We start from the raw sequence: 14,525 nt of genomic DNA on the forward strand, positions 1-14,525 counted from the left end.
TTATTAAATCAAAAAATTTCCGACTATTATGGATAAAGCAAAAACCACAATCGTGACAAGCATAATAAAAAAGGCCACAAATTTTATTTTAAAAGAAGCAAGCATTACAAAGGTATTTTTAAAATCTAAAATTGGTCCAAACACCAAAAATCCTAATATGGCATGAGAAGAAAATATTTTGGAGAAAGACGCGGCCACAAAGGCATCTGCTTCTGAACATAATGATAGTAAATAAGCAAGCCCCATCATTACTGCCGTTCCTTGAAAGGTATTTTCAGCCGTTTGAACAAAAGCGGATCCTTGTAAATACAGCTGCGCAACACTTGCAAATAAGGCACCTATCATAAAAAATTTGCCAACTGTAAAAAATTCATGACAAGTATGATGCAAAATGCCTTTCCACTTTGAATCTCCTTTATTGACATTGACTTGTACACCATTCATCAAATCTTCCCTCTGTGTTTTTAGCACACGATCTTTTCCGAAAAAAAGATAGATAAATGCACTGACAATAATCGCTGCCAATATGCAGACAATAAATCGGCCATAAATGATTGCCGGATGATTCTGAAAAGCAAAAAAGGTACTGCCAAACACGATAAAATTTAAAATAGGAGCACCCATTAATAATACAACCCCAACATGTAAGGGAACCCCTTTTTGAATCAGCCTTCTGACAACAGGAATAATCGCACATTCACAAACAGGAGTAATAACAGCGGCAACTAGTCCCATTAGAATGCCTGCAACAGGATTTTTGGGAATTAATTTTGCAATCGCCTTTTCTGATACAAATACATTAATAATAGAAGAGGCAAATGCACCTAACAACAAAAAAGGAAGCGCCTCTAAAAAAATGCCTAAAAATAGAATAAAAACAGCTTTTCCGTCCGACGACAACGCGATTCCAATAGTTTGAATCAGCGCTTCATCTCCAAAAAAGAATAAATAGACCATCATCATAAATAAACTAAAAATCAGCAAATCTTTTAACGAAGTAGGAATAGACATCATAATACTCCTTTAAATTTAATAAGCGAACATAAAGTGCTTGTCTTATGATATGTATGTAGCAATATCAACAAATATGCATAAAAAATAAGCAGCTATATTTGCTGCTTATTATGAAAAAATCTCTTCTCTTGAAAGTTTTTCGCCAATTAAAATAATCTGCCCCTTTTCTTCTCTCGGCTTATCGGCGAGTTTTTCCCATACCAACTGACCGGCTGCATATTGAAAATGATACCACTGCAAATCCTCTTTATTTTGAACGCTTCCTTTTGCACGAATAACTTTATTTTGATGCTTATGCAATAAATCAATAATTTCCTTTTTAGAAACAGCCGTTTTCTGCTCGATTTTTACTGCTTTTACATGAACATGATGAGCATGGCCTAAAGCTTCTATTCGAGTTGCAGGTATAAGGCTCTCTATACGCTCGACAACACCCTTTCCATAAGAAGAATAAATGATCGGTGCAGACGCATTATATTTGCGCACTACTTTTTCTACCTTTTGCAGACTATCTTTTTTCGACAGCTGATCTAATTTATTCAATACAAGCAAGCTGCCTTTTTCAATTTGTTCTTTCTGCAGTTCCCTTACTTCTTTCGAGCTTGAAAAGATACTTGTATAATCAAGCACATTTACACTATCAATCACACAAACGCTTTGCACAATGGAAAAATAATCAGCAAATGGCTGTTCCGCAAAGGTTTCGATAATCTCCCCAGGATTGGCAACACCAGTACCTTCTAATAAAACTATATCGATTTTTTCCTTTTCCACCGTTTCTTTCAGCTCAGATAAAGTTGTTTTTAAGTCATCCTTAATGGAACAACAAATGCAGCCGTTTAATAATTCAAATAATGATTCTTCTTTAAATAAATGTTTTTCTACATTGACATTTCCTAGTTCATTTAAAATAATCGCCACTTTTGTGTTGTTTTTTTTAAAATAATTCATGCATTCAAGCAATACTGTTGTTTTCCCGCTTCCTAAAAAACCGTTAATTAAATAAACTGGCGTTTTCAGCACAGCCACCCCTCTCCCTTTTCCCTGTAATCATAAGGTTACTGTATGAAAACATTTTAGTTTTTAGTACCATATGAGGAAAAAGAAAAAAACCATCGTAATGATGGCTTTAGTCAAAACATTAATGAACTTCTTTTAAGCTTTCAATATCCACTTCTGTTTTTTCCTTTGTGCCGCCGCTTAGCAAATGCACAATGGCTGTTTTATCTGCTTCCTTAATATCATCAATCCAAATCGACTCACCGTTGTATTCTACTTCAATATTGGCTGGAGAAGAAAGAATTTGTTTTGCTCTATTCATGTCCATTTTTTCTGCCGCCTTCCTATACAAATTTTTTATCCGCTTTTCTACTATATATAAAAGCGTTTTTTTAAAAATTTTGTTTTGCTACTTTTCATTATTCCAATAAAAATTTATTCTATTCTTACTTTTATATGATATTTTCTCTTACTTTTTGGATATTTTAATAATTGACCTGCCATTTAACGGAATAGGCTACACTTAGTTGGACAGATATTTTAAGATCAAGTAGAAGACACATAAGACAAGTGCATCAGTCAACAACAAGCTTATGAAAAAAACGATACCATCAAAATTACGGCATTCATAAGATTAATATAGAGTTAAAAAGGCAGTGCAAAGTTTTTCTCCTTTCACTGCCTTTCTCCCACTATTCCGTTAAATTCTCACTAAGCATTTTATTATCTAAATATCCTAAGGACTTAATTTATTTTTTTAGCTTTTCATCACAGATTTACTCCCCATCTCCCCTACATGGAAAGAATAGTTTCAATCAGGACATTTACCCCTTTTTCGCAGTCTCCCCAACTCGTAAGTTCGTCTTCGCAATGGCTTTTTCCATCTACGCTTGGGACAAAAAGCATAGCGGTTGGAATATATTTAGCGATAAATTGAGCATCGTGGCCTGCTCCGCTATCCATTCGTTTATAGGAATATCCAAGGTTTGCAGCTGATTTTTCTAAGGAAGTGCAAAGTTTTTGATCGAATAGAACGGTGTCCCTATCCCAGAGCTTGGTTACTTTGATTTCGCAGCCTTCATTATTTTCTATTTGTGAAAGACCTTGAATAATTTTTTCTACTTGTTTAATAACACCCGCTTCCTTATGTCTAGATTCAATTGTAAACACAACTTTATTCGGAATAACAGTATGGATATTTGGAAGGACATTGAATCTTCCCATCGTATAAACCAACGCCTTATCAAGTTTGTTCAGCCTGTTCCGAGCTTCTGCAATAATATTATTGGATGCAAAAAGGGCATCTTTTCTCATTTTCATTGGGGTAGTTCCTGCATGGTCGGACACACCGGTTACTTCAATTTCATAACTGCACATGCCGATTACACTTTCGACCACCCCAATCTTTACATGTTTGTTTTCCAAAATCGGACCTTGTTCTATATGTAATTCTAATAAAGCAGTCGCTTCTTTCAAACGGTTTTCTTCGCTGCCATTATAACCAATTGCACTTAAAGCTTCTTCAAAAGTGATACCATCGACATCTTTCACTTTCATCATCTTATCTTTTTCAAATTTCCCTGATAATACCCCTGAAGACATCATAACCGGTTCAAATCTTGCTCCCTCTTCATTGGTAAAAGCAACAACGGTAAGGGGAAGACGTGGTTTAATGTTGTTTTCCACTAATGTACGAGCTACCTCCATGCCAGCAGCTACTCCCAATACGCCGTCAAAACGTCCACCTTTTTTGACAGTATCTAAATGTGATCCGATTACAATTGGATCCTTATTTTCTTGTCCTTCCAAAGTGGCATAGATATTCCCCATATCATCTACCTTAATAGCCATTCCCAGTTCTTCGCAAAAAGAGCAAAAGAAATCTCTGGCTGCTTTATCTTCTTCTGACAGAGACAACCGGGTAACACCATTTTTTTCTGTTCGGCCAAAGTCAGCAAATTTCTCTAATGTATCTTTTAATTTTTCCCCATTTACGAGTACCATTTGTTTTTCCATCATTATTTGCTCCTCTCTAGCAATCCATTATTCATCCATTTTTTTGCAGCAGCAACCCAAATAAGCAAAACGGATTTTCCATTATGACAGTCTGCTGTATCGGCAGTATTATAGCGTAATATTTTCTGTCTTATAAGCAGTATTTTTTTCTAAATAAGACACCCAATTTGTAGAGTTTTCATATACTTCAGCGATATTTAAGATTTTTCCGTCATCATACGGCTTGCCAATTAATTGGAATCCTACCGGCATTTTTTCTTCCGTAAAACCGCATGGAACGCTGATAACAGGAAATCCTAGTAAATTTCCGAGCGGGGTCTTTCCTAATGTGAAAATATTATTCAATGATTCTTCTGGCGGGATGCTGCCAATATCAAAAGGCGGGGTTGTATTTGTTGGTGTAAAAAGAACATCCAGTCCCTTCTGAGCCATTTTCTCTAATACGTGCCTGATAAAACGTTTGCGGGTGTTTCTAGCTCTGATATATTCGGTGGCAGGAATACTATGCCCTAAACTCAGACGATAGGCAGTATCTTTTCCATATAGTTCAGGTGTTTTTGCAAAATTCTCCTCGTGGAATGTATAAGCCTCTGATTTGGAAATCATTTTTTGTGCTTCAATCGCCTCTTTCAAATCTTGGAGCTTAATAGCCACTATTTCTGCACCTAGTTCCTTTAATCGCAGCATTGCCGCATCCACCACATTTTTCATTTCAAGATTCATATTTTCAAAAAAGTACTCTTCACATACACCTATTCTAACCCCATGCAAATCTGTCATTTCCGCATCTAAATCAATAAGATTGACATTTTCCGGATCAGCCATGATTCGCAGCATCATTCGGCTGTCTGCTACTGTTCTCGTCATTGGGCCGATGTGATCAAGTGTCCAGCTTAATGGTGTACATCCATCTGTATGAACTAGATTATATGTTGGCTTTAAGCCGACAATACCGCAAAGTGCAGCAGGCAGGCGAATGGAGCCGCCTGTATCTGTTCCAACCGCTCCAAATGCTGTCCCTGCTGCTACTGCAACAGCAGAACCGCCGCTCGAGCCACCCGGTATTTTTTTGATATTCCATGGATTTCGAGTAGAACCATAATGAGGATTTTCTGTAGTAGCACCCATTGCAAACTCATGAAGATTGGTTTTGCCGATGATGATTGCTCCAGCAGCCTTTAGTTGTTCAATTACCTTAGCATCCCGCTCTGCAATAAAATGTTCAAATACTTTTGAGCCGGATGTTGTAACGCTGCTCTCCGTTTCAAAAATATCTTTAATCGCAATCGGTACACCGTGAAGGGAGCTGCGAATATTTCCTTCTGCTAATTCTTTGTCCATTAAGACTGCTTGTTCTAAAGCTTCCTCTTTCAATACCGTGATATATGCATTAAGGGTTGGTTCAAGCTCTTCAATTCTCTTTAAAAGTTGGTTTGTTAATTCTATCGATGAGATTTCTTTTTTTTGTAATAAAGTAGAAATAGTCTGTATGTCCTTAAAAAATAATTCCTTCATTATGATCCTCCTCTAGTTTAAATTACATTTCGGTTTCGATACACTTCTCCCAGATCCCCGTGCAGGGTCAAAATGGAACTTAATAATTTTTTTGTCATCTCATGTTTCGGATTTTTAAACAACTCCATTGTAGAAGATGTTTCGATTACTTCCCCTTTTGATAAAACGGCCACTCTATCACAAAAATAAGCAACTAAGTCTAAATTATGTGCAATAAATAAATAGGTTAAGTTAAATTCTTTTTGTAAATCCATCAATAGATTAATAATCTGTGCTTTAACCGAAACATCTAGTGCAGATACTGGTTCATCGAGAACAAGAAATTTAGGTTTCAAAATTAACGCCCGTGCAATTCCTGCCCGCTGCCGCTGCCCACCAGATAGTTCGTGGGGATAGCGGTCATAGAAATCTGCTCTTAAACCAACTACTTCCAGCATGCGGAGAGTTTCCTTGTGAATTAATTGACTATCTGAATTGTCTCCAAATTTAAGCAGAGACTGAGCAATTTGAGAACCAATTGTTTTGCGTGGATTAAAGGCTGAGCCGGAATCCTGAAAAACAATTTGAACCTCCTTTCGCAAGGCAGCCATTTCTTTTTTAGATAAATCCATTAATGAGTGTCCATTATAGATAATGGACCCGCTTGTTGGATCAATCAATCTTAGGATCATTCGTCCAACGGTTGTTTTGCCTGACCCAGATTCGCCAATTAACCCAAATGTTTCTCCCTCACGGATGGAAAAACTGACATCCTTAACGGCTGTTACCTTTTTAGTGGAAAGAAATATACTTTTTTTTCCGCCATAGACCTTTTGCAATCCTTTTACTTCAATTAAAGTATTGTCCTTCATCTTTAATGGCTCCTTTCAGTCAGCACACAGCGCACTGAATGGTTTGATTTATAACGCTGTTGTTTTTTTAATAATGGTTTCGTTACATGACACTCATCCTTCGCTAAATGACAGCGACTGGAAAAACGACATCCCTGCGGCAATTCTAAGAGATTAGGCAGTTCTCCCTTAATTTGGAATAATGGTTTTTTATGAACTCCTTCCTTAAATATCCAATCCATATCAGGGATACATTTTAATAAACTTTGCGTATAAGGATGTTCGGGATGATCAATGATATCACCAACTTCCCCGTATTCGACAATCTGTCCAGCATACATGACAGCTACCTTATGTGCGATCCGAGCAACAACCCCAAAATCATGTGTAATAATTAAAATCGCTGTACCGAACTCGCGATTTATTTTGGTAAATAAATCTAATACCTGTAATTGCACGGTCGGATCTAAAGCAGATGTCGGTTCGTCCGCAATAATTAAATCAGGATCACAAGCCAGTGACATCGCAATAACCACCCGCTGCCGCAAGCCACCGCTTAATTGATGTGGGTACGACTGAAAAATCCGCTCTGGATCATCAATTCCCATTTGAGCCAAAAGCGATAAGGCCTTTTCCTTCGCTTGGGACTTCGTTTTATTCGTTTTTTCCACTATTATTTCGACAATCTGTTTACCAACTCGGTAAGAGGGATCCAATGAAGTCATTGCATTTTGTGCCACAAGAGAAATTCTTCTTCCTCTTATTTCCCGCATTTTATTTTCATTGAGGGTAATAACGTCTTTGCCGGCTACTTTTATTGAACCCTTGTATTCTTCTATCAGATTTTTAGGCAACAGCTTCAAGATCGAGTTAATGGTCATTGACTTTCCGGAACCGGACTCCCCAACAATCGCCATAATTTCGCCTTTTTCCACAGTAAAATTAACATCCTCCAAAACGGTAAGAATACCGTCCGCTGTTTTTATTTTCGTAGAAAGATTTTCGATATTAAGTAAAACACTTTCTTCTTTTAGTGAAGCAGCAAATTTCATCTAACCATCCTTTCCTTTTGCCTGTATAAAAACTTCCATCAACCTTCTTTAGCTGTTTGTCCTACACCGACTCCTGCCGTTTTTTCTGCTTTCACTTTCTTCTTAGCTTTCATTTTTGATTGTTCATATGGATCTAGGGCATTTCTTAATCCATCACCAATCATACTGAAAGCAAAGGATAGGATTAAAATGGCGATGCCGGGAATGAATGTAACATGGGGATACCCTTGCATTAATACTTTACTGCCATCACTCGCCATTCTGCCCCAGTCAGCTGTCGGCGGCTGAACACCAAGCCCAATAAAACTTAAGCCCGCTACTGTGACAATGGTTACACCAGCAAGCGTTGTCGCATATGCAATCAAACTTGGCAATACATTAGGAAGAATCTGTTTAAACATGGTTTCCAAATCTCCTATTCCAAAAGCTTTGGCTGCTTCTACATATTCCTTCTGACTTTCTTGCAGAACATCTGTATAAACAACTCGTGTCATATAAGGGATGCGGACAATAATCATCGCAATAATGACATTGAGCAGCCCTGGTCCTAAAATAGCAGCAATTGCAATAGCCAATAAGACGGCTGGGAAAGCAAAAAAGATATCCATTAACCTCATAATCAAACTTCCAATAACACCTTGATAGTATCCTGCTATAATGCCAAGGGCAATACTGACAACAGCTGCAATGATAACGGGAACAACTGCTGAAATTAAGGAGGTTTGCGTTCCGAAAATAATTCGGCTTAAAATATCTCTTCCTTGCTGATCTGTTCCAAGGATATGTCCATCTGTTCCTGGAGGAAGCAATCGAGTACTTCCTTCAGCTACCATATTCGGATCATACGGTGCAACAAAGTTCGCAAAGATTGCTAGAAACAATGCTAATAGAATAATAACTGCCCCGATTGCAGCCATTTTATCGCTAAAAAAAGCTTTACATGAGAGTTTCCACTTCTCAGCCATACTTTCACCCCTATTCTGCTTTTATAGAATCTTGTAATTTTGGACTTAACCAAACGTTTAACAGATCCACGACTAAATTAACGATGACAAAAGTTAAGGAAATTAAGAGAATGCCTGCTTGAACAGTAGGATAATCATTGGAAGTTACGGCTGTATAAAGTTGCTGTCCGATGCCAGGCCAGTTAAATACAACTTCACTAAACAAAGCACCTCCCATAATATAACCGACTTGCAATCCGGAAATATTGATAATTGGCGGGAGAGAATTCCGCATCACATGAACGAGGTTTATTTTCGTGTTGGAAAGGCCAAATGAATGGAAATATTTAATATAATCTTTTTGAAGCACATCAAGAACTGTACTTCTTGTTAATCTAGCAATTACAGCAAGAGAAACGGTTGCTGTTGCGAAAGCTGGTAAAACTAAATGATGCAGCAAATCTGCAAAGCCTCCGGGATTTCTCATATTATACATTCCACTAACCGGAAACATTTGTAATTTAATAGCAAATAACCACATAAGCATTAAAGCAATCCAAAACACCGGCATACTAGCACCAATTAAAGCAGCTCCCATGCTTACTTTATCAATCACACTATCTTTTTTTAATGCACTGATAAGCCCTAAGATAACCCCTAATGTAATACATATTAGTAGACTAGCCACTGTTAAAATCAAACTATTCACAAATCTTGGAAAAAGCTCATCTATAATTGGTTTATGAAGAGTATAGGAATAGCCTAAATCCCCCTTAAGCAAATCCATCATCCATAATCCGTATTGTGTCAAAAGTGGCTCATTCAGTCCCATCTCACCTCGTAAGGCTTTCACTGCTTCTGGTGTTGCATCACTACCGAGAATTGATTTTGCGGGATCTCCCGGTATCATTTGGATTAATAAAAAAACAATAATTGTAACCCCAAAAAGTACAGGGATAGTTGATAAGATTCTTTTCAGTATATATCCCAGCAACTAAGCTCGCCTCCTAACCGATTCATTATAATGGTCATAACTCATAATTGCTTGGGAAAAACCCGAGAAAACAAATTAGAGATATGTATTCTGCGGGTCAGCCCTTGCTAATAGATCAGGTTCTTTCTAAACCAATTATTCTTCAATATATACAGGTGCTAATGTGTACCATTCTTCTGATGGTATAACGAATCCTTTCACACGAGAATTAATAACATAAGGTGCTGAATCATTGACAATTGGAGCAAACGCTGCATCCTCCATAATCATTGATTCTGCCTGTTTCCATAACTCCAATGCTTTATTTTCCTCTACAGAGGTAGAAGCTTTATCTAGGATCTCATCTAATTTTGTATTCACATATTTACCAGAGTTAAAGCCACCTGGTGCTACAAATTCAGAGTGGGCAACCATAGATAGGAAGTATGGAGATGTACGGCCGGATGACATTTGATTCATCCCCACATTTGGTTTCATTCCATTACTGTAAGCAGAATAATAAGTAATCCATTCCTGTGTATCTAAAGTAACATCAATTCCAATTTCAGCTAAATCCCTTTGAATCCATTCGGCTATATCAACTGGAATCAATTGTCCTGAACCATCAACAGATGTTTGCAGTGTTGTTTTAAATCCAGCTTCCAAACCTGCTTCTTTTAGTAGTTGTTTTGCTTTTTCCGGATCATATTCATACCATTTTTTCTCAGCATCATAGTTTACTGCACCAGGTGATTGAATCGTGTAGGCTGGCGTTACGGTTCCATTTAATAATTCATTGGCAATTCCTTCTCTATTAATCGCATAGTTAATTGCTTGTCTTACTTTCTGATTCTTCATATTTTCATTATCAAAATTAAACGTTAAATACCAAACATGTGGAGGTGTACCAGAAACAATCTTAAATCCTTGATCTTTCAAATTTTCAATAGAATCAGGAGACGGAACAGCAATCATATCAACCTCGTCATTTTGAAGTGCTAACACCCTTGCTGCTGGGTCTGATAATGGTCGAAAAATCACTTTATCCAGTTTCGCCTTTTCTCCCCAATAGTCTTCATTTTTTACAAGGGTAATATGTTTGCCTCTTTCTCTGCTATCGAACTTAAAAGGACCTGTTCCAACTGGATTTTCCCCCATACTATCATTGCCATTCTTCTTAATCGCCTCAGGGCTGACAATTTGCAATGAATTGATTTGTGCCAGCATTCTCGGAAATTCTGAGAATGGAGAAGTTAAATGAATATTAATGGTATTATCATCCACTACTTCACTGCTCTCAAAAAACTTCCAGGTTCTAAAGGTACGTCCTGCACCTAATTTATCATAATATTCAAATTTTTCATCTGTTAATCTTTTAATATTAAAGTCTACTGCTTCCGCATTAAAATCTGAGCCATCATGGAATTTAACGCCTTCTCTTAAATGGAAGGTATAAGTTTTACCATCTTTAGAGACTTCCCAACTTTCCGCTAATACAGGGATTAACTCTGGTACTGCTGATTCTTCTGATGATTTGCTTAAATCTTCCCCAATTAGAGGTTCAAACATTTGATTCGTGATTCTCATCGTTACCCATCCGCCTGCACGATGCGGGTCTAGAACATCTGCTTCTGACTCCATCCCGATAATTAATTCACCTCCACCAGAGCTTTTTTTGCTATCATCAGCGGATGATCCTGAATCAACATTACATGCTGTTAAAATAAGTACGAAGCTCAATAAAATGGATAGGACCAAACTTTTCTTTTTCATTTTTTTCCTCCTATGTAAGTAAAAAAATTACTTCTATTATATATAAGTAGATCTGTAAAGCTTCGTTTTTGAAGATGAAACGGTGCTCCGGCTGTCTATCCTATAAGTAAAGTTTCCCTGAAGGAGGTGCTTCTAAGATGAGGTTTTTATTTAGTTATAGATAAGATTTGATGGTTCTATCTTGTTTCATGAAGTTGATCAGCCAACCCATGTAAATCAATTTTATAGACAAGCCGGGGTCTCCCTTTTTGATTCAGTGATTCTTTCCCCACAATTTTGGCGACATTTTGCTGGTGAAGGCTTTTTAGGATTCTGGCGGCATGTCTTTCGCTTGTACTCATTCCTAAACTTATTTCCCTTGTTGTCACTTCACTTTTTTGCATTAGCAATAGCCACGAGTAAAACTTTCTAAGAGTCAATGAATGTTGATTATCTACTTCACTACTCACCAGCGTATAATCAATGGATTTTGTTGTTCCTAACGGACCATAAATTCTTTTCTGTTCATCAATTAAAAAGCAGCTTCCTTTTTCTTTTTTCATAGAAAATTCCAAGGCATTGCTTGCATTGTAGGCAGCATCTTGAACTGTGTTTCCTATGCCAATGCCAAGATTCACTTGAAAAGATGTCATTTTGTTAAACTCATGGAGAAAAGAAAAATTTTGTCTTTTATATGTCGCTTTTTCAAAAACTCCTTTTGTTGTATACAGGGTAATCATCCCGTCTTCGATTTGATTGGTACTAGAAAATAATGTTCTTCCAAGTTTAAGAATTTTATCGATGATAATCTGATTCTGCTGTTTATAGAAAGTATCTTTTTCCTTTTTCTCATAAAGAATTTGAAATTTCAAAACGATGATTTGCCTTTCCCCTCTCCGTTGCTTCTCCTCCCTCAGAAGTATCTTTTGCAAGGTGTCTCGGATTTTAGCCTTCGTGTGTTTGATTAAAAACACTGATGCGCCTTCTTCTTGCAATTGTTCATAAACTGAATTTAATGTAGTAGCAACGACCTCTGCCTTGCCTTCTTTTAGTAAATCCAAATGATAATTTGTTAGCTTTTTACTATCAATTCCTTCCTCCACCGTTTGTAAATAATAAGGGATACGGGTAGTTGTCATTTCATGATAGATTTCATTTAACTCTTTCCTATCAACGATATCAAAACTGATTTTCGGATAGTAATGATAATGTTCATATACTTGTAATAAAAGTCTATAAATATCGGTGCCCTCAAAAGGAATGTAGACTGCTTTGCTATGGACAGGAACACTGTATTTCCCTATCAAATAAGGGGTAGGACCGGAAAAAAGAAAAATATCTTCCAGCTCTTGGTGCCGTTTCACTAAGTCTACAGATTCTTCCGCTGTTTCATAAATCAGTGGCGTTATTACTACTTCCTTAAATTCAGAAGCTATCTCACAAATATCTGCCACTAATGGTTCAGGACCAACGACTGCTATACGAAATTTGATAAGTATCAACTCCCCTCTGTTGTCTTTAATATGTCTTTAATTATCTTATGGGATTCATTATATTCTGAAAATTCATAGTATTCAATATAAACGTAAGGAAATCTCACATGCATTTTTCAAAAATAGACAAAACTTCTTGATTCTTCTCACCTTACAGGGATTCCAGATAGACTAAAATCAAATAATCTCTCAGATTTTGCAGGAAATATGTATTATTCTATCTCTTTAGCGTTATATGCATGTCGCAAAATATAACATAATAAGAATCTCGTTTTTGTTACTTTATAAGACTATTTATTGATAGATGTTTTATTATAACTTGGTAATAAAAATACAGGCTCTGTTAAATCCCAATGTTGCTATCTGCTAAAATCTACTCGTTTTCCGCTAGAGTATTGCGGATTTTTTCTCCTTACGAAGGTTTGGAATAACCTTTTTATTTTTTGATCATTAAAATATTGATCATATAGCAAGTTGGGGTTTTCTTCGTTTTTAATGGAGGATTTTCTTCAAGAGATATTCTTTCCCTCTTTTTCCTAAAATTAATATAAGACAAGCATTGGTGCCTAAAAAAGACAAAAACAGCATCACTTTTAGTAACACTGTAACACTGCTCCTATCAACCTTGTAGCGAAGATAAAGAACAGTTCGAAACAGCGATGGAAGCATGGGCAACCAGTCCAAAACGGGAAATACAGGAATAATTTACAACCGAACAAGTTATAGCGGCTGACATGGTGCAATTTGAGCAAAGGGGATATTCACCGATTGAGCTTTTAAGACCTGATGAGTTGGATGTGGTGTTGAAGCAGATTAAGCAGAAGGGGGATAAATATGTGACCACGAAATCGGCACGAATCCGATATTAAACCGGACTCATGCCCTTTAATTTTGCCTGGATTCATTTATGATTATAGTAGTGAATACACTTCTCTATGTTTTGTTACTTTACTTAATAAGTTCTTTAGAATGAATTAAAACCTCGCGATATACTTTTTCTGGAAAATTCGTAATCCTCAATAATTCAATAGCATTTTTTGTCTTAGAAGAGCCTTTCTTAATTAAATAATCAAAAACAATTTCATCATTTATGATTTGTTCTCTAAAATGATAATTATCATACTTTGTTGATAACTTATCCGTTAGTTCTAAATCATGAGTTGCTGCCATAATCCTTGTCTCACTATAATCACTTAAATAATTTAACACAGACTTTGCTGCAGCAATCCTCTCTATGGTGTTTGTACCTTTAAAAATTTCATCTATAAATAAGTACATAACTACACCTTTGCTGCTATCTCTTCTATCAAATATTCTCTTTAGTGCATTTATTTCTTTTAAAAAATAACTTTGTCCTTTTTCAATATCATCAGACATTGCCATAGAGGAATAAACTACTCCTCTTGTTAAAGTGACCTCCCTGCTGGTACGAGTATTTAAAGCCTGTGATAAAATACTATTAAGTGCTATCGTTTTGATAAATGTAGACTTTCCTGAAGCGTTGGAACCAGTAAGAAGAATATCTTTATCGAAGTCAAAGTCATTTCCTACTGGTTTGTTTAATAAAGGATGGTAGGCATCTTCAATTATTAGTTTTTTACTATTATCATATTGTGGTAAACAGTAAAATGGCAGGTTTTTTCTCCATAATGCAATGGAATAGGAACCATCAACATCCCCTATTTTCCCCCATGCCATTTCATATATATCTCTATTATTATTTAAACTATTTATTATGTAATGGAATACAAAGTAATTAATTAAAAAGATTGATTTGACTAATTTATAAAATAACGATTCACTTTTGAACGGAAAACCATTTAATAATTGCATCCCTTAATACCTATACGATTAATTAGTAACTAAAGATTCGGGTTCAACCGAAATTCTAAATATTAAGTTAATACAAATCATTTAGAAAATCACTGTAAAATACC

Annotated in this window: 13 protein-coding genes; 1 reads left to right on the forward strand and 12 read right to left on the reverse strand. The window is 36.3% G+C overall.

Annotated elements, in window-relative coordinates; all coding sequences use genetic code 11:
• Window positions 1–3 precede the first annotated feature (3 nt).
• The 11 genes from CWS01_RS09990 to CWS01_RS10040 all read right to left on the reverse strand — a co-directional run bounded on the left by CWS01_RS09990 (window position 4) and on the right by CWS01_RS10040 (window position 12,597).
• Window positions 4–1,011, reverse strand: coding sequence for a permease (locus tag CWS01_RS09990; RefSeq protein ID WP_157827621.1), 1,008 nt, complete (start codon window positions 1,009–1,011; stop codon window positions 4–6).
• 111 nt (window positions 1,012–1,122) lie between these two features.
• Window positions 1,123–2,037, reverse strand: a complete 915-nt coding sequence (locus CWS01_RS09995) for a CobW family GTP-binding protein (protein ID WP_168714380.1) — start codon at window positions 2,035–2,037, stop codon at window positions 1,123–1,125.
• Between the two features lie 118 nt (window positions 2,038–2,155).
• On the reverse strand, window positions 2,156–2,341 hold the full coding sequence (locus CWS01_RS10000; RefSeq protein WP_101177053.1) for an H-type small acid-soluble spore protein: 186 nt from the start codon (window positions 2,339–2,341) through the stop codon (window positions 2,156–2,158).
• A 464-nt stretch (window positions 2,342–2,805) separates the two neighbouring features.
• Entirely contained in the window at window positions 2,806–4,029 is a 1,224-nt protein-coding gene (locus CWS01_RS10005) for a Zn-dependent hydrolase (RefSeq protein WP_101177054.1), read from the reverse strand.
• Between the two features lie 108 nt (window positions 4,030–4,137).
• On the reverse strand, window positions 4,138–5,544 hold the full coding sequence (locus tag CWS01_RS10010) for an amidase (RefSeq protein ID WP_101177055.1): 1,407 nt from the start codon (window positions 5,542–5,544) through the stop codon (window positions 4,138–4,140).
• A gap of 17 nt (window positions 5,545–5,561) precedes the next feature.
• Window positions 5,562–6,395: an ATP-binding cassette domain-containing protein gene (locus tag CWS01_RS10015; protein WP_101177056.1), complete on the reverse strand. Its 834-nt coding sequence runs from the start codon at window positions 6,393–6,395 to the stop codon at window positions 5,562–5,564.
• Window positions 6,396–6,397: 2 nt separating this feature from the next.
• Window positions 6,398–7,426, reverse strand: a complete 1,029-nt coding sequence (locus tag CWS01_RS10020) for an ABC transporter ATP-binding protein (RefSeq protein WP_101177057.1) — start codon at window positions 7,424–7,426, stop codon at window positions 6,398–6,400.
• Window positions 7,427–7,464: 38 nt separating this feature from the next.
• A complete protein-coding gene (locus tag CWS01_RS10025; RefSeq protein WP_101177058.1) occupies window positions 7,465–8,391 on the reverse strand; it encodes an ABC transporter permease in 927 nt (308 codons plus the stop codon).
• Window positions 8,392–8,401: 10 nt separating this feature from the next.
• Complete coding sequence (locus CWS01_RS10030; RefSeq protein WP_205161145.1) at window positions 8,402–9,364, reverse strand: ABC transporter permease; 963 nt, start codon at window positions 9,362–9,364, stop codon at window positions 8,402–8,404.
• Between the two features lie 135 nt (window positions 9,365–9,499).
• Entirely contained in the window at window positions 9,500–11,116 is a 1,617-nt protein-coding gene (locus tag CWS01_RS10035) for an ABC transporter substrate-binding protein (protein ID WP_101177059.1), read from the reverse strand.
• 176 nt (window positions 11,117–11,292) lie between these two features.
• Entirely contained in the window at window positions 11,293–12,597 is a 1,305-nt protein-coding gene (locus tag CWS01_RS10040) for a hypothetical protein (RefSeq protein WP_101177060.1), read from the reverse strand.
• Window positions 12,598–13,310: 713 nt separating this feature from the next.
• Here CWS01_RS10040 and CWS01_RS23470 point away from each other — a divergent pair.
• Entirely contained in the window at window positions 13,311–13,457 is a 147-nt protein-coding gene (locus CWS01_RS23470; protein WP_407938555.1) for a DUF3898 domain-containing protein, read from the forward strand.
• A gap of 79 nt (window positions 13,458–13,536) precedes the next feature.
• Here CWS01_RS23470 and CWS01_RS10045 read toward each other — a convergent pair whose 3' ends face one another.
• Window positions 13,537–14,286 (reverse strand): MutS-related protein, encoded by a 750-nt coding sequence (locus tag CWS01_RS10045; protein ID WP_168714381.1) that lies wholly within the window; start codon window positions 14,284–14,286, stop codon window positions 13,537–13,539.
• Between the last annotated feature and the right edge of the window lie 239 nt (window positions 14,287–14,525).

Source organism: Niallia nealsonii, assembly GCF_002835805.1.
Classification (GTDB): Bacteria; Bacillota; Bacilli; order Bacillales; family Cytobacillaceae; genus Niallia; species Niallia nealsonii.

Excerpts from the sequence above, each read along its gene's own strand:
- CWS01_RS10000 (WP_101177053.1), bottom strand. The coding sequence starts at position 2,341 with ATGGACATGAATAGAGCAAAACAAATTCTTTCTTCTCCAGCCAATATT.
- CWS01_RS10025 (WP_101177058.1), bottom strand. The coding sequence starts at position 8,391 with ATGGCTGAGAAGTGGAAACTCTCATGTAAAGCTTTTTTTAGCGATAAA.
- CWS01_RS10005 (WP_101177054.1), bottom strand. The coding sequence starts at position 4,029 with ATGGAAAAACAAATGGTACTCGTAAATGGGGAAAAATTAAAAGATACA.
- CWS01_RS10015 (WP_101177056.1), bottom strand. The coding sequence starts at position 6,395 with ATGAAGGACAATACTTTAATTGAAGTAAAAGGATTGCAAAAGGTCTAT.
- CWS01_RS10010 (WP_101177055.1), bottom strand. The coding sequence starts at position 5,544 with ATGAAGGAATTATTTTTTAAGGACATACAGACTATTTCTACTTTATTA.
- CWS01_RS10035 (WP_101177059.1), bottom strand. The coding sequence starts at position 11,116 with ATGAAAAAGAAAAGTTTGGTCCTATCCATTTTATTGAGCTTCGTACTT.
- CWS01_RS10020 (WP_101177057.1), bottom strand. The coding sequence starts at position 7,426 with ATGAAATTTGCTGCTTCACTAAAAGAAGAAAGTGTTTTACTTAATATC.
- CWS01_RS10045 (WP_168714381.1), bottom strand. The coding sequence starts at position 14,286 with ATGGCATGGGGGAAAATAGGGGATGTTGATGGTTCCTATTCCATTGCA.
- CWS01_RS09990 (WP_157827621.1), bottom strand. The coding sequence starts at position 1,011 with ATGTCTATTCCTACTTCGTTAAAAGATTTGCTGATTTTTAGTTTATTT.